The organism is Phyllobacterium sp. 0TCS1.6A, assembly GCF_026420825.1.
In the GTDB taxonomy this organism is placed as follows: Bacteria; Pseudomonadota; Alphaproteobacteria; order Rhizobiales; family Rhizobiaceae; genus Phyllobacterium.
Map to the genome: position 1 here is coordinate 121,910 of NZ_JAPMAB010000002.1, position 15,219 is coordinate 137,128.

Below are 15,219 nucleotides of genomic sequence, written 5' to 3' on the forward strand. Positions count from 1 at the left end.
AAATACCCCGATCGCGGCGACCTCCTCCTCCCAAGGCCGCGATTACCCAAGACGGTTTTCCTCCCAGAACCGTTCTTTGTGCAACACCCATCGCTCCTCCCAGCGGTGGGTGTTTCTTTTTTGCCTTCCGCCCACACCTTGCGAGTTGCGCGCCGGGGACATTCTCCCTATCACTCCGGCCAGCAACGAGGACGCTTCCATGGCCGGCATTCACCACATCACGCTGATCGCGCGCAAGGTTCAGGCCAATGTCGATTTCTATGCCGGGTTTCTCGGGCTGCGGCTCGTCAAGCGCACCGGCGGCTTCGAGGATGCGGCGCAGCTGCACCTGATTTATGGCGATGCGATCGGCTCGCCCGGCACGCTGGTCACCTTCCTCGTCTGGGAAGACGGCTCGCCCGGCCGCGTCGGTTACGGCCAGCCCAGCGAGATCGCGCTGGCGGTGCCGCTGGAAAGCATCGGCTACTGGCTGACACGGGCGATGACCCATAATGTCGCCGTCACCGGTCCCGCGCAGGAATTCGGCGAACCTGTCCTGCGCTTTCACGATCCCGACGGCGTCATCGTCAAGCTCGTCGGTGTGCGGCAGGCACGAACCACGGAGCCGTGGACGGGCAGCGGCATTCCCGCCGAAAGCGCGATCCGCTCCATCCATGCCGCAACGGTGCTGACGGAGCAGCCGGAAGCGACCGCGCAATTCCTCCAGCATTATTTCGGTTGCGATGCACGGGAGCAGAGCGGCACCATCACCCGCCTGACCTCGCCGGCCGGAGACCATGTCGACGTGCGCGATGCCTCGGGCTTCTGGAGCTCGGCGCCGGGCACCGGCACGATCGACCACATCGCCTTTCGCGCCGACGACATTGCGGCGGTCTCGACCGTCTTCGACAGGTTGATCGCGGATGGCGCCGATGCCACCGCCATACATGACCGCAAATATTTCCATTCGATCTATGTGCGCGAACCGGGCGGCAGCCTGCTCGAGCTCGCCTCGGACGGGCCGGGCATGCTGCTGGACGAGCCCTATGAAACGCTCGGAACGAAGCTGTTCATCCCGCCGCATTTCGAGGCCGAGGCGGAAAATTTCCGCATCGTCCTGCCCCAGTTCGGGATGCCCGGCGAGGAAAGGTTCATCTACCGCGACCTGCCGTTCATCCACCGTGTCCATCTGCCGGAGGAGGCGGAGGATCTGACGCTCGTGCTGCTGCATGGCTCGGCGGGAAGCGAGACCAGCCTCATGCCGCTGGCGGCGGCCGCCGCACCCGGGGCAAGGCTGATCGGCCTGCGCGGCCGCAGCACCGAGGAGGGCATCGCCCGCTGGTTCCGCCGCTATGGCCCGCTGAGCTTCGACCAGGCCGACATCCGCTCCGAAGCCGAGGCGTTCAATGCCTTCGTCGAAGGCGCGGTGGAGGCCTATGGGCTCGATCTCGACCGCACCGTTTTCATCGGCTATTCGAACGGCGCAAACCTGCTCGCGGCGATGATGCAGCTTCACCCCGGCCTCGTTGAGAACGCCGTGCTGCTTCGCGCCGGGAAGGTGCTGGAGGAGACGCCCGGGGCCGATCTGTCGGGCGCGAAAATCCTGATGGTGGTCGGCGAACATGACGTCTTCGGCGCCCACGCCGCCGGTCTAGAGGCGGATTTGCGGGCCGCGGGCGCAGAGATCGACACATTGCGGATCGATGCGGGGCACGAGACCGGACCGCTCGATATCGAGGCGGTCCGGTCGTGGCTGGCGGGCTTCAGAGCGGCTTGAGGCCGGCTTCGATGGCTTCGCGCTTCGCCTCCAGGAATGGCGGCAGCGACAGTGCCTCGCCCAGCGTCTCCAAGGGCTCGTCGACGGTAAAGCCGGGTCCATCCGTTGCGATCTCGAACAGGATGCCGTTCGGCTCCCTGAAATAGAGCGAGCGGAAGTAATAGCGCTCCACCTCGCCGCTGGAAGGCACGCGGAAGCTCTTCAACCGCTCGGTCCATTCATGCAGCTGGGCGATGTCGGGCGCGCGGAAGGCCACGTGATGCACCGCTCCGGCGCCCTGCCTGGCGGCGGGAAGATTGGGCTGGACCGCCACGTGGAGTTCGGCTGCCGGGCCGCCCTCGCCCATGGCGAACACATGCACATCCCCTTCGCCGTCCGGCGACGGATATTCCCGCACCTTGCTCATGTTCATGATATGCACGAGGATGGCTTCCGTATTGGTTATGTCCGGCACGCTGATCACGATGGGTCCCAACCCCCTGATCTGATGCTCCGCCGGCACCGGGCTCCTGTCCCAGGGATAGGCTTCGCCGCTGCCGCCATCATCGACGAGGCGGAACCTCTGGCCTTCCGCATCCTCGAAATCGAGCGATGCGTGGCCGCCGGTTTCGGTGACCTCGCCCGATGTCACGCCGAGCTGCGCGAACCGTGCCTTCCACCAGTCGAGGCTGGCGCGGCTGCCGACCCTGAGGCCCGTGCGGGCTATGCTGTGCGTGCCCCGGCGCTCCGGCGTCGCCGGCCAGTCGAAGAACGTAAGATCGGTGCCGGGCGTCGCCTTCCCATCCGCATAGAACAGATGATAGGCGCTCGTATCGTCCTGGTTGACCGTCTTCTTGACCAGCCGCAGGCCGAGCGTCTGCGTGTAGAACCGCACATTCTCCGGCGCATTGGCCGTGATGGCGGTCAGATGATGAATTCCCGTCAGTTGCAAGCTCATGAGAGCCTCCTTGGTTCGATTGGCCGGGCAATATTGCCGTTGGTTGCAATATCGAGGCTTCCGGGCGCCGCATAAAGCCCGCAAATTCCGTATCCAGGTTCGACAGCATCGAACCATAAGCGCTGTTTGCGCTGTTCCTGGTCGATCTTGTGCGATACAGTCGCACCATGAACTGGCGTTTTGACGATCTTCTCACTTTTCTCGACGTGATGGAAACCGGCAGCATCACGGCTTCCGCGGCACGGCTCAACCTGTCGAAATCCGTGGTCAGCAAGCGGATAGCCGATCTCGAAGCCGCGCTTGGCGTCGAATTCTTCCAGCGATCGCCGCGCAAGCTGCTGCCTTCGGTGCATGCGGTGGACTTCATGGAGCAGGTTCGCCCGCTGGTGAAGGACATCATGGACGCCGCCGAGACCGCCGGCCGGCGCAGCGGCGCCGTGCGGGGCACGCTGCGCATCACCGCGCCGATGACCTTCGGCACGCTCTATCTCGGCAGGATGATCGCCGACTTCGCCCGCCAGTACGGCGAGCTGGAACTGGCCGTGGAGTTCGACGACCGCATGACCGACCTCGTCCGCGGCGGCTATGATGTCGGCATCCGCATCGGGGTGCTGAAGGATTCCAGCCTCGTCGCCCGCAAGCTCTGCGAGGACCCGCGCATCGTCTGCTGCAGCCCGTCCTTCGCGCGCGAACACGGCCTGCCGCAATCGATCGAGGCGCTCGGCGATTATAGCTGCATCGATTATTCCAACGTCAATACGAGCCAGCTCTGGCAATTCGAGAATCCGGCAGATACGCACGAACCGATCGCGGTTGCGATGCGCGGCAGGCTCGTCACCAATAATGGCGAGGTGATGCGCGACATGGCCGTTGCGGGGCTTGGCCTCGCGCTGCTGCCCATGTTCATCGCCGCCGAGTCCCTGCGCAACGGAACGTTGATCCCCGCCCTGCCGGGTGCCACGCCGATACCCTATGCGATCCATGCGGTGTACCCGCCGACACGCCACGTTCCGCCGAAAGTTCGCGCCTTCATCGACCATGTGGTCCGCCATATCGGCAACCCGCCAATCTGGCGCCTCAGCGCGCAGTCACCGGCTTCCGGCAGCTGAATGCGATACAGGCAAGCCGAATCACTTGGCCCGGCCCGGTGGCGACCGACGTGCGCATGGAGCGGTTTTTGGCGTCGATTTGCGAAAAAACCCCGTAAACACTGGGTATAAACGTGCATTTTGGGTTGTGCTGCTGATGACAGACCGGCCGCCCCATGCCATACAGACCCCTCCGATCAACGAATATACTGAGGAAACCGCCAAATGAATACGTCCGATCTCGTTGAAAAGCTCGTAGCTGATCAGGGTCTTACAAAGGTTCAGTCAAAGGCGATTGTTGACAGCATTCTTAAAAACATCACCGATTCAGTTGTAGCTGGCGATGAAGTTTCGCTGCCAGGCTTTGGCAAGTTCAAGGTACAGGCGCGCGCTGCTCGTGAAGGCCGCAACCCTGCAACAGGCGCAACCATCAAGATTGCAGCTTCCAAGAAGGTCGCGTTCCAGCCCGCAAAGGCGCTCAAGGATGCCCTCAACGGCTAATGTCGCGATCGATGGCATAAATTAACAAGGCGGCCTTTGTGCCGCCTTTTTAATTTTGCCGCTTTAGGTTAAAAATCATCCGCTGCTTCGCCATAAATCCGCCCTCACTCCATGACAGGGGACATCTGCGTGATCGCGAATTTGTGTGGTCGCAGTAAGTCTTTATCAACTATAACGGGTGCATTTAGTAGATTGGACCCGCGGTCGAACCGACCAGACGGACGTTTTTGTGGCCACTGCAACAGTTGAAGCGATGAAGATACCGACCAAGATCCTTGCGCCCCTGATGCTCACGCTCTTCCTTGCCGGCTGCCAGGGATCGTCGATCGACGACATGGTTCCGAATGGCGCCAACACGCCCATCCCGCCCAAGCTGGTGAAGGTGATGAAGACCAAGGGCATGACGACGACATCGCCGATCATGGTCCGCATCTTCAAGGAGGAGAATGTCCTCGAGATCTGGAAGCAGAAGGACAATGGCCGCTACGACATGGTGACCAGCTACCAGATCTGCAAATGGTCGGGCAAGCTCGGTCCCAAGTTCATCGAAGGCGACCGCCAGGCACCGGAAGGCTTCTACGCCGTCCGTCCCGCCCACATGAACCCGAAATCCAACTATTACCTCTCGTTCGACACCGGCTTCCCCAATGCGCTCGACCGTGCGCTTGGCCGCACCGGCGCCAACCTCATGGTGCACGGCGCCTGCTCTTCATCCGGCTGCTACTCGATGACGGATGCCCAGGTGGCGCAGATCTACGCCTTCGCGCGCGACGCCTTCAAGGGCGGCCAGCAATCGATCCAGCTGCAGGCATTCCCGTTCCGCATGACCGCCGCCAACATGGCGCGCTACAAGGATGACCCCAATTACGCCTTCTGGAAGAACCTGAAGGAAGGCTATGATCATTTCGAGATCACCAAGGTGCCGCCGAAGGTGGATGTGTGCGAGAAGAAATATGTCTTCAACCACACGACCGATCCCAATGCTCCGATAGCCGCCACCAGCATCTGCCCGCCGGCGAACCAGCCGGAATCGCTGCGCATGGCCTATCAATCCTATCAGAGCACCTATGAATCCGCTTTCTCGTCCATGGCCGGCAAGGGCAAGACCCAGCCGCCGAGCCGCTCGATCAAGGGCCTCGAGGAAGCCCGGATCATCGCCGACTGGAGCGCACGCCGCGCCCGCGGCGAACGGGTGACGATGGAGCCGCCATCGCTTTCGCCGCAGGACGAGGGCTCTGCCTCGAAGCCGCAGGTCATGGTGCGGCTGGCTTCGGCTGTCGCAGCCGACAAGGCGAAAGAGGAAAAGGAAGGAAGGCGGACCCGCATGAGCCGGCCTGCCTCCCAGACCGCAGCGACCACGGCAACGCCGCCGGGCACTTCGCCGCAGACCACGGCGTCGATTGCGCCGGCGCAGCCTGCCCAGGCGCAGCCTGCCCAGACGCAGGCACAGCCGACGCAAACGCCCGCCCCCGCCAAGAAGGCCTGGTGGAAGATCATGGGCGAATAAGCCGATGACGGACCAGGAAATCTATGATCTGCGTGGGCTGAACTGCCCGCTTCCGGTGCTCAAGACCCGGCGGAAATTGCAGGATTTTGCGCCCGGCGCGCGTATCTGGGTGGAGACGACCGATCCCCTCGCCGTCATCGACATGCCGAATTTCTGCATGACCGAGGGCCACCGCCTGATCGAAACCGTCAATGTCGAGGGCGGGCACCGCTTCCACATCGAGCGCGGCTGACCTACTGCGAAAGCTTCATGCCTGAAATCGCCAGCGGATTGTCCTGCATCGCCGCCCGGTCGGGCGTGTCGATCTGCGGCTCGTTGAGGAACGCCGCGAACAGCTGCCGCACATAGGTTTCCGGCAGGTCCTTGACGATCATCACCAGCCGCGTTTCCCGCTTTCCGGCCGGCCAGGCCGGCAGCCGCGCCGGCGGATGGAATATCTGCTGGACGCCATGCAGCACGAGCGGATGTTCCGGATCGTCTTCCAATTGCACGATGCCCTTCACGCGCAGCAGCTTCTCGCCATGCGCCGAGCGCAGCAGGTCGATGAACATGTCGAGCGCCGACAGCGGTATCGGCCGGTCATGGGTCAGCGAGAACGAGCGGATCGACGCGTCGTGCCGGGTGACGTCATGATGGTGATGATCGTGCGAACCATGGTCGTGACCGTGATCATGATCATGGTGGTGATGGTCGTGGCCGTGGTCGAGACCGTGACCGAGACTGGCGCGCTCGCGGTCCCTGTCGCGATAGGCCTCGCTGTTCAGCCAGCGCTGCACATCGACGGTCTTGGTCTCGGGATTGTAGACGCCGCATTCGAACAGCCCGGCATAGCCGGCGCGCTGTTCCGACGCGTCGATGATCTCGGCGCCGGGATTGAGATCGGCCAGCCGGTCGCGCAGGAGCCTGCCCTGCCCCGCCGCCTGGCGCAGGTCGCCCTTGGTCAAGACGATGCGATCCGCCACGGCGGCCTGTTTCACGGCTTCCTCATGGGCATCCAGCGTTGCCATGCCATTGACCTGGTCGATGGCGGTGATCACGCCGTCGAGGCGGTAGGCATGCAGCAATACGGGGTGGCCCATGATCGCATGCAGCACCGGCGCCGGATCGGCGAGGCCTGTCGTCTCGATGACGACGCGCTTCAGCCGTTTGATCCTTCCGGTTTCCAGCCGGTCGATCAGGTCGGCCAGCGTATCGACGAGCTCGCCGCGAACCGTGCAGCAGAGGCAGCCATCGGACAGTTCGATAATGCCCTCGCTGGCCTTCTCCACCAGCAGGTGATCGATGCCGACATCGCCGAACTCGTTGATGATCACGGCGGTATCGGAAAGCGCCGGGTCCTTCAGCAGCCGGTTCAGCAGCGTCGTCTTGCCGGCGCCGAGGAAGCCGGTCAGCACGGAAACGGGTATCGGCGCGGCAGCCATCAGTTGATCGCGGCCCTTGCCGCATTGCCGGCATCGCTCAAGGCGCGTTCCGGCCGCTGCCTCGGCACGGGAATGCGGTTCATTTCCATGCCGAGCGCATTGAGCTTGGCCGGGAGCAGCGCCACCTTCTCCGCCACCGGCTGGCGGTCCATGCGCTTCATATAGGGCGAGCCCGCGACGATATGGCCCTCGAGATCCTTGCCGTCCCAGCTGTCCGAGCCGGACGTCTTGGAGCAGACCTCGGGCCGCATGTTGATCGCGACATCCCTGGTCGCCCCGCCATAGGGTTGCAGCGTCTCGATGGTCTGCCCGGTGCCGCGCCCGGAGGCGCTCGTCTCGAAGCCTTTTGCCAATAACTCCGCCGCCTTGGTCGCCCGCGAGGAAAGCTTCAATTCGCCGAGGACCACGGCGACGATCGTCCTGCCATTGCGCGTTGCGGAGCCGATGAGATTATAGCCGGAAGGGCAGACGAAGCCGGTCTTCATGCCATCGGCGCCCTCGAACCGGCCGATCAGCGCGTTGAGATTGGGCTGCGGTTTCTTGCCGCCGTAATCGATCGCCTCGATATCGAAATAATGGGCGAATTGCGGATAATCGCGGCGCAGATGCCATGTCATGATCGCAAGGTCGTGCGCCGTCGTATAATGATCGTCGGAATGCAGCCCGTTGGGATTGACGAAATGCGAACCGGTCATCCCGATGCGCCGGGCCTCCTCGTTCATCAGCGCCGCGAACTTCTCCGAGGAACCGCCCAGCGTTTCGCCGACGGCCATGGCGATGTCATTGGCGGATTTCACCATCATGATCTTCAGCGCGTCGTCGAGCGTCAGTTCCGAGCCGACCTTGTAGCCCATCTTGCTCGGCGGCTGCCTGGCGGCGAGCGCGGTGATGCGCACGGGCGTGTCGAGCTTGACCTGGCCGGATTCCAGCATGCGGAAAGCGACATAGACGGTCATCAGCTTGGTGAGCGAAGCCGGATACCAGCGCTGGAACGCATCCTTTTGCGACAGTATCTCGCCCGTGCCGGCATCGAAGGTGATATTCGCCTCGGCCCGCGCCGAAGAAACGGCGCCATGGGCCGAAAGCGTTGACAACGCCGCGCCAAGTAGAAAAAGTGCTACAGTTTTCCGCATTCCTGAAACCCAGCCTGTCTGTATAAACGTGGAAGGCGGCCGATGCTGCGCTTCACGTGGGGCGGCAATGGCCTTATCTATCTTATGTGGCAGGCAAAAGGCAAAGCCCTTTAATCGCCATAAAAATTGCAATGAACCTGGAGTGATCCCCGAATGCCCTTGCTCAATCGCGCCATCGACATGCAGGAAGAAGTTGCGCAGTGGCGACGCCATCTGCACCAGCATCCGGAATTGATGTTCGACGTGCACCAGACAGCGCAATTCGTCGCGGAAAAGCTGCGGGAATTCGGCTGCGACGAGATCGTCACCGGCATCGGCCGCACCGGCGTGGTCGGCATCATACGCGGCGCGCGCGGCGAAGGCGCGACGATCGGGCTGCGCTCCGACATGGACGCCCTGCCGCTCGTCGAGATCACCGGCAAGCCCTGGGCATCGCGGACAGCGGGGAAGATGCATGCCTGCGGCCATGACGGCCACATGGCCATGCTGCTCGGCGCGGCGCGCTACCTTGCGGAGACGCGCAATTTCAGCGGTTCGGTCGCAATCATCTTCCAGCCCGCCGAAGAGGGCGGCGGCGGCGGCCGCGAGATGGTCAAGGACGGCTTGATGGAGCGCTTCGCCATTTCGGAAGTCTATGGCATGCACAATATTCCGGGCCTTGCCGTCGGCGAATTCGCCATCTGCAAGGGCCCGATCATGGCCGCCACCGACGAATTCAACATCACCATCGACGGCAAGGGCGGCCACGCCGCGCAGCCGCATACGACCATCGATCCGGTCGTCATCGGCGCGCAGCTCGTCGGCGCCCTGCAGACGATCGTTTCGCGCGGCACCGATCCGCTGGATTCGATCGTCCTGTCCGTCACCAAATTCCACGCGGGCGACGCCCATAACATCATCCCCGAAAAGGCCGAGCTCGCCGGAACGGTGCGGACATTGCGCGCCGAATCGCGCGACTTCGCCGAACGGCGCATCAAGCAGGCGGCGGAGGGCCTGGCTTCGGCATTCGGCGGCAGGATCGAGGTCGAATATGTGCGCAATTATCCGGTGACCTTCAATCACGGGCGGGAGACGGAATTCGCCACGAAAATCGCCCGCGCTGTCGCCGGCGACGGCCTGGTGGACGATGAAGCCGCACCGATGATGGCGGGCGAGGATTTTTCCTACATGCTGGAAGCGCGCCCCGGCGCCTTCATCTTCATCGGCAATGGCGTCAGCGCATCGCTGCACAACCCCGCCTATGATTTCAACGACGAGGCCATCCCGCACGGCATAAGCTATTGGGTGCAGCTGGCCGAAAATGCACTGGCGCCCGCCGCGTGAGGCCATTTTCGCCATCTTCGGACTTGGCCTTTGCGACGAAAAACAGTATGTCTCGGCCGATGGTCCCGTAGCTCAGTCGGATAGAGCGACAGATTCCTAATCTGTAGGCCACTGGTTCGAATCCAGTCGGGATCACCATCCTCCATCGCTCCACATCGGAACCATCTTTTCGCTCCGTGGTTCGTTTTCAAACGGAGAGAGTGGATGACAGAATATTTCTGGTTTTTCGTCGTCGTGGGTGGGCCCGTCATCTTGGGCATCGTCATCGCCTATGGCATGGCCAGGCGGCGCCGGCTGACGGCAGCCGAGAAGACGGCGCGGGATCGCCAGACCCGCGCGGGCTATCATGACCGCAGCGACATGTGACCCCGCACAGTAAGTGTGGCCGGCTCAGGAAATCCGCAGCGCCAGGATCAGCAGATAGCCGATAGCGGCAAGTGCCCCAAGGGAGAGCGTGGCGGCGGCTATCACCCTGCCGCCGGCATGGGCGATGGTGCGGATATTCACCGACAGGCCGAGCGCCGCCATCGCCACCAGCGTCAGCGCTTCGGCCGCGTCGGCGACGGGCCTCTGAACCGCATCCGGCAACAGCCCCATCGACTGCATCGCCATCATCAGCCCGAAGCCGACGATGAACCAGGGCAGGACAGGTGCCGACCGCCGCGCGCCTGCATCCCTGCTGATCGTTCCGAGAACCATCAGGACCGGGCCAAGCATCAACACGCGGACGAGTTTCACCAGCGTGCCGATCTGCACGCTCAGCGCTCCCGCGGGAGCGGCGGCCGCCAGCACCTGCGGCACGGCATAGACGGTCATGCCCGCGAGAACGCCGTATTTCGATGCGCCCATTCCGGCATAGGCGTAAAGCAGCGGCAGGAGGAAGACCGTGGCGATCCCCAGCACCGCGGTGAACGCCAGCGCGGCGGCGATTTCCTCGCGCCCGGCCTTGATGACCGGGGCGACGGCGACGATCGCCGAGTTGCCGCAGATGGAATTGCCACAGGCAATCAGCGTGGCGAGCCTCGGCGCAAGGCCCATCCAGCGGCCGATCACATAGCTGACGCCGATCGAGACGAACACGGCCAGCGTGATCCCGGCGACGAGAGCCAGGCCGGCGCCCTGCAATGCCTGCAGGCTGATCGAAGCCCCGAGCAGCACGATCGCGACTTCGAGCAAGGTCTTCGAACTGAACATTATTCCGGCTTCGAAGCGACCGCCCGGCGCCAGCGCCTGGGCGACGACCAGCCCCAGCGCGATAGCCAGGATCGGCCCGCCCAGCCAGACAGCACCGGCAAGCGCGAACTCGGCCTTCGTCGCGACAAAGGCGGCCGCGGCGACGCCGAAGGAAAGGGCCGTGCCAGGCAGGCAGTTGATCAGGTTTTTGCAGGAAGGAATTTCATTGTGCATCGTGCCTGAAGAATAGGTCACTCGATATATCGACTTCCATCGAATATTATTCTACAAATCATTCGATAGGATCGAACGATCATGACATTCGAACAATTGGCCATCTTCGTTGCCGTCGCCGAGCGCGAGCATCTCACCCGCGCCGCTGCCGATATCCATCTCACGCCGTCCGCCGTCAGCAGCGCGATCAGGAACCTCGAGAATTTCCATGGCGTCGAGCTTTTCCATCGTGTCGGCCGTCGCATCGAACTGACCGAGCTCGGCCGCGATTTTCTCGGCGAGGCCAAGGCGACATTGGCGCGCGTGCGCTCGGCGGAACTGCTGCTGTCCGAACTCGGCGGCCTCAGCCGGGGCCGGCTGGCGCTATGGGCGAGCCAGACCATTGCGAGCTACTGGCTACCCCCGGTCCTGATGCGTTTTCACCGGTCCTATCCGGGCATCGAGATCGACCTCAAGATCGGCAATACCCGCTCCGTCGCCGAGGCGGTGTTGAATGGCGAGGCGGAACTCGGCTTTGTCGAAGGGGTTTTCGACGCGCCCGTGCTGGCCTCGCGCGAAATCGCCGAGGACGGGCTGATCGTCATCGTCGCCCCGGATCATCCATGGGCGGCGGGCGAGCCGCTCGGCGTCGACGATCTCGTGCAACGGACGAGCTGGGTCTTTCGCGAGGAGGGTTCGGGAACGCGCTCGGAATTTCTCGCCGCCATAGCGAGAATGGGCGCCGATCCGCGCGAATTCCGGGTGGCGCTGACGCTGCCTTCCAATGAAGCCGTGCTTGCCGCCGTGGCGGCGGGCAGCTGCGCGGCCGCGCTTTCCGGCGCCGCCGCCCGGCCCTATCTCCAGCAGGGTTTGATCCGCGTAGCGTCGTTCGATCTTCCGCCGCGCCGCTTCCGCATGCTGCGGCACAAGGAAAGGCGCGGCAGCAAGGCGTCGAAGATGCTGGAAGACCTGTGCACGGCGCCGGGCTGATCGCGCCTAGGCCATCCTTCGGTAGAGGCTGAGGCTCGCATAATTCTTCCTCGGCCCGATCACGCGCCAGCGCTCCGCCCATTCGTCATTGCCGCGAAAAAAGAAGCGCCCGCGATAATCATCGGCGCCGCAGAGATGATGCACCCGCTGGTCCGGCATCGCGGCAAGCATTATGAACGGACGGCCATCGGCGAAAAACACCTCGATGCCCGTGTCATTCGCCACGAGATCATACTGTCTCGTCGCCGGAAATTCGTTTGCGCCGAGTGAAACGGTCCCGGTTTCGGCGAAGCTGCCGCCGTCGATCGTCGCCATGCCGGCGAAGCGGTAACTCGACCTCGCCAGATAGTCGATGGCAAGGCGGCGGACCATCCACCTGCCTTCGTAGAGCGGCGCGGCGCTGTCAGCCGGCATGTTCTTCCCATTTGCAGGCGGCGACGTAGATGGCGGCCAATTGCTCGAAACCCGCCCGGTCGAGGACGTCGAAGCGGCCCGGCGAGGGACTGTCGAGATCGAGTACGCCGAAGACGCGATCCCGATGGATCAGCGGCACGACGAGTTCGGAGCGCGAGGCGGGATCGCAGGCGATATGTCCGGGGAAGGCGTGCACGTCTTCGACGATGATGGATTCGCCTTTTTCCATGGCGGTGCCGCAAACGCCGCTGCCGATGGCGATGCGAACGCAGGCCGGCTTGCCCTGGAACGGCCCGACGACGAGTTCGCCTTCCTGCCGGAGAAAATAGAACCCGGCCCAGTTCAGGTCCGGCACCATCTGGAAGATCAGCGCCGCGGTATTGGCGGCATTGGCGGTCGGGTCGCTCTCGCCATCCAGAAGCGCGCCAAGCTGTGTCGCCAGCTCGCGATAGAACTCGGATTTGTCGTCCTGGACGATCTCTTGTGCCGCAAACATCGCTGGCTCCTCTGTCTCGCTTTTTGGCCCCTGCCGCGGATCATGTACAATCACAGTTCGATCGTTATAGATAGGGCCTCGATCATTGCGGTCAATATGAAGAGAGGGAGCAAGTGCGAGGCGGCCTGAAGACCCATGTTCGCATCGATTTCCCCGACAGGCAGCGCCTGGGCCCGGGCAAGATGCAGCTTCTCGAACTCATCCGCCTGACGGGCTCCATCTCCGCTGCCGGCAGGGCAATGGACATGTCCTATCGCCGCGCCTGGCTGCTCGTCAGCGCCATGAACGCGATGTTCGCCGCGCCCGTGGTCGATTCCCAGCGCGGCGGCAGGCAGGGCGGAGGCGCCGCGGTCACGCCATTCGGCGAAGAATTGCTGCAGCGCTATCGCGCCATGCAGGAAAAGGTGGATCAGGCGCTGGCGGGCGATTTCGAATGGATCAACGCGAACCGCGCGCCCGACGCTGACGATTGAAGCTGACCCTGTAATAAAGCCCGCAGGTGAGCGCTGCGAACACCAGCGCAAGTGCGCCGACGATCGCCGCGCCGCCCCAGAGCGACAGCCAGTCGCCGACCTGGGCCGAGTGCGGATCTTCCGGATCATAGAACACCTTGACGATGTCGCCGGCCTTGTTCGTCGGTTCCGATGAACTCCATGCCGAGGAAAATTCGATCAATTCGCCGGAACCGGAGCGGAATTCCACCACCGGATAGTAGAGCATCTGCCGCTTGCCCGGCTTCTCTTCCAGCCTGACCACCCGGCCCTCCGCCTGTTCGGCATTGCGGATGAAGAGGCGTTCCTGGATGACGCAGAAGCCGAACACGCCGAACAGGATAGTGGTGACTGCAACCAGCAGTCTTCTATGCCAGACCGTCGCTTTCATGGCGTCCCGAATTCCTCAACCGCGTTCCAGATAACGCATCACCGGCGTCACCGCAATTCCGTGCAGGATGATGGAGATCAGCACCACGAGCGAAACCGTCACCCAGAGAACATCCGCTCGGGCGAAGCCGGCATGGCCGAGCGCATAGGCGAGGTAATAGAAGGAGCCGAGGCCGCGAATGCCGAAGAACGAAATCGCGGCGGCTTCATGCGGCGGTATGCGGCTGCCGATCAGCCCGATCCAGCCGCAGATCGGCCGCACCAGAAAGATGATCGCGAGCGCCGTGGCGAAGATGCGCCAGTCGAGCGCCGCAAACACCGTCCCCTCGGCGATGGCCGCGCCGAAACAGACGAGGACGACCATCATCAGCAGCCGCTCGATCTGCTCGGCGAAATCATGCAGGTCTTCGTGATAGCCGCTGTCCCGCTCGGCATTGCGCAGCGTCAGCGCGGCGACGAAGACGCCGATAAAGCCATAGCCATGCGCGATCTCGACGAGCCCATAGCTGAGGCAGGTTATGCCGAGCGCCACGAAGCCGTCGCCGGTTCGCGCCAGCTTTGCCGGTTGCGGCAGGCGGAATGTCAGATAGCCGAGAATCTTGCCGACGCCCCAGCCGATGCCCGCGCCTGCGCCGATCCGCCAGATGACGTCATAGAGCATCCAATGGCCGAACCACGCGCCGTCATGGGCCGATATGCCGGCAATCGCTATGGCGAGATGCACGAAGGGAAAGCTCAGCCCGTCATTCAGCCCCGCCTCGGATGTGAGCGCAAAGCGAACCTCCTTCTCCTCGCCGGACTGGGGCGGACCGACCTGAACGTCGCTGGCCAGCACCGGATCGGTCGGAGCGAGCGCGGCGCCCAGCAGCAATGCCGAGGCGACGCCAAGCCCGAGATAGCTCCAGCCGAGCACCGCGATCGCAAGGATCGTCAGCGGCATGGAGATCGCCAGCAGCCGCCACGTCGTCTGCCAGCTGCGCCAGCCGAAGATCCTGTCGATCTTGAGCCCGGCGCCCATCAACGAGATGATGACCGCAAATTCCGTGACTTTCTCGGTAATATAGCGGCTATCGAGCGGATTTTCTCCGAGAACGCCGGATAATGGCGGCCAAACGAAGATCGTGCCGAAGGCGATGCAGATGATGGGCAGGGAAAGCGGATAATCCTTCAGCACCATCGGCAGCCACGCCGTCAACAGCACGACCAGTCCAAACAGCGCCAGGAGGAGAATGTGGGTGTCCAGCGGCGGCATGGCCGGTTACGCCCGGGCCGCGGAAAAAGACCGGCGACAGGTCAAGGCGCCCCCGCGGCATCGCCTGGCTTTACGGTGGCAGTGAGGGTTTCCATGGCGTTTTTCCTTTGTGGGGACTGCTCAAAAACCCTCCG

General features: G+C 63.2%; 17 protein-coding genes and 1 tRNA gene. 10 read left to right on the forward strand and 8 right to left on the reverse strand.

What is annotated here, in order from left to right; all coding sequences use genetic code 11:
* Positions 1-199: 199 nt before the first annotated feature.
* Positions 200-1,756, forward strand: a complete 1,557-nt coding sequence (locus OSJ75_RS04735) for a VOC family protein (protein WP_267227121.1) — start codon at positions 200-202, stop codon at positions 1,754-1,756.
* Here OSJ75_RS04735 and OSJ75_RS04740 read toward each other — a convergent pair.
* Positions 1,743-2,693: a ring-cleaving dioxygenase gene (locus tag OSJ75_RS04740; protein ID WP_267227122.1), complete on the reverse strand. Its 951-nt coding sequence runs from the start codon at positions 2,691-2,693 to the stop codon at positions 1,743-1,745. The genes OSJ75_RS04735 and OSJ75_RS04740 overlap by 14 nt on opposite strands.
* Positions 2,694-2,860: 167 nt before the next feature.
* Between OSJ75_RS04740 and OSJ75_RS04745 the strand changes: the two genes are divergently transcribed.
* The 4 genes from OSJ75_RS04745 (at position 2,861) to OSJ75_RS04760 (ending at position 6,021) form a co-directional block, all read left to right on the forward strand.
* Positions 2,861-3,802, forward strand: a complete 942-nt coding sequence (locus tag OSJ75_RS04745) for a LysR family transcriptional regulator (protein WP_267227123.1) — start codon at positions 2,861-2,863, stop codon at positions 3,800-3,802.
* A gap of 204 nt (positions 3,803-4,006) precedes the next feature.
* Positions 4,007-4,282, forward strand: a complete 276-nt coding sequence (locus OSJ75_RS04750; protein WP_250020043.1) for an HU family DNA-binding protein — start codon at positions 4,007-4,009, stop codon at positions 4,280-4,282.
* 253 nt (positions 4,283-4,535) lie between these two features.
* Positions 4,536-5,789: a L,D-transpeptidase family protein gene (locus OSJ75_RS04755; RefSeq protein ID WP_267227490.1), complete on the forward strand. Its 1,254-nt coding sequence runs from the start codon at positions 4,536-4,538 to the stop codon at positions 5,787-5,789.
* Positions 5,790-5,793: 4 nt separating this feature from the next.
* The gene (locus OSJ75_RS04760; RefSeq protein WP_267227124.1) at positions 5,794-6,021 is read left to right on the forward strand and encodes a sulfurtransferase TusA family protein; all 228 of its coding nucleotides are present in this window, start codon (positions 5,794-5,796) and stop codon (positions 6,019-6,021) included.
* A gap of 1 nt (position 6,022) precedes the next feature.
* Here OSJ75_RS04760 and OSJ75_RS04765 read toward each other — a convergent pair whose 3' ends face one another.
* On the reverse strand, positions 6,023-7,210 hold the full coding sequence (locus tag OSJ75_RS04765) for a CobW family GTP-binding protein (RefSeq protein ID WP_267227125.1): 1,188 nt from the start codon (positions 7,208-7,210) through the stop codon (positions 6,023-6,025).
* The gene (locus OSJ75_RS04770; protein ID WP_267227126.1) at positions 7,210-8,343 is read right to left on the reverse strand and encodes a D-alanyl-D-alanine carboxypeptidase family protein; all 1,134 of its coding nucleotides are present in this window, start codon (positions 8,341-8,343) and stop codon (positions 7,210-7,212) included. Before OSJ75_RS04770 ends, OSJ75_RS04765 begins: the two co-directional genes overlap by 1 nt.
* A gap of 153 nt (positions 8,344-8,496) precedes the next feature.
* Between OSJ75_RS04770 and OSJ75_RS04775 the strand changes: the two genes are divergently transcribed.
* The 3 genes from OSJ75_RS04775 (at position 8,497) to OSJ75_RS04785 (ending at position 10,032) form a co-directional block, all read left to right on the forward strand.
* The gene (locus OSJ75_RS04775; protein ID WP_267227127.1) at positions 8,497-9,666 is read left to right on the forward strand and encodes a M20 aminoacylase family protein; all 1,170 of its coding nucleotides are present in this window, start codon (positions 8,497-8,499) and stop codon (positions 9,664-9,666) included.
* Between the two features lie 61 nt (positions 9,667-9,727).
* A tRNA-Arg gene (locus OSJ75_RS04780) sits at positions 9,728-9,804 on the forward strand.
* Positions 9,805-9,870: 66 nt separating this feature from the next.
* Entirely contained in the window at positions 9,871-10,032 is a 162-nt protein-coding gene (locus OSJ75_RS04785) for a hypothetical protein (RefSeq protein WP_250020051.1), read from the forward strand.
* 24 nt (positions 10,033-10,056) lie between these two features.
* Here the strand turns inward: OSJ75_RS04785 and OSJ75_RS04790 are convergent, their stop codons facing one another.
* Positions 10,057-11,094 carry a YeiH family protein gene (locus OSJ75_RS04790; RefSeq protein ID WP_267227128.1) on the reverse strand — a complete coding sequence of 346 codons (1,038 nt, stop codon included), beginning with the start codon at positions 11,092-11,094 and terminating at the stop codon, positions 10,057-10,059.
* 60 nt (positions 11,095-11,154) lie between these two features.
* Between OSJ75_RS04790 and OSJ75_RS04795 the strand changes: the two genes are divergently transcribed.
* Positions 11,155-12,042: a LysR family transcriptional regulator gene (locus tag OSJ75_RS04795; RefSeq protein ID WP_267227129.1), complete on the forward strand. Its 888-nt coding sequence runs from the start codon at positions 11,155-11,157 to the stop codon at positions 12,040-12,042.
* A gap of 6 nt (positions 12,043-12,048) precedes the next feature.
* Here OSJ75_RS04795 and OSJ75_RS04800 read toward each other — a convergent pair whose 3' ends face one another.
* Together OSJ75_RS04800 and OSJ75_RS04805 are read right to left on the reverse strand one after the other, a co-directional pair.
* On the reverse strand, positions 12,049-12,456 hold the full coding sequence (locus tag OSJ75_RS04800; protein ID WP_267227130.1) for a DUF6314 family protein: 408 nt from the start codon (positions 12,454-12,456) through the stop codon (positions 12,049-12,051).
* On the reverse strand, positions 12,446-12,952 hold the full coding sequence (locus OSJ75_RS04805; RefSeq protein ID WP_267227131.1) for a GAF domain-containing protein: 507 nt from the start codon (positions 12,950-12,952) through the stop codon (positions 12,446-12,448). Before OSJ75_RS04805 ends, OSJ75_RS04800 begins: the two co-directional genes overlap by 11 nt.
* A gap of 113 nt (positions 12,953-13,065) precedes the next feature.
* On the opposite strand from OSJ75_RS04805, the gene OSJ75_RS04810 reads away from it, so the two are divergent.
* Positions 13,066-13,425, forward strand: coding sequence for a winged helix-turn-helix domain-containing protein (locus tag OSJ75_RS04810; protein ID WP_250020056.1), 360 nt, complete (start codon positions 13,066-13,068; stop codon positions 13,423-13,425).
* Here OSJ75_RS04810 and OSJ75_RS04815 read toward each other — a convergent pair.
* Together OSJ75_RS04815 and OSJ75_RS04820 are read right to left on the reverse strand one after the other, a co-directional pair.
* A complete protein-coding gene (locus OSJ75_RS04815; RefSeq protein WP_267227132.1) occupies positions 13,391-13,834 on the reverse strand; it encodes a DUF3592 domain-containing protein in 444 nt (147 codons plus the stop codon). The two genes, OSJ75_RS04810 and OSJ75_RS04815, sit on opposite strands and share 35 nt — an antisense overlap.
* A gap of 15 nt (positions 13,835-13,849) precedes the next feature.
* The gene (locus tag OSJ75_RS04820; protein WP_250020108.1) at positions 13,850-15,076 is read right to left on the reverse strand and encodes a cation:proton antiporter; all 1,227 of its coding nucleotides are present in this window, start codon (positions 15,074-15,076) and stop codon (positions 13,850-13,852) included.
* Positions 15,077-15,219: the final 143 nt, after the last annotated feature.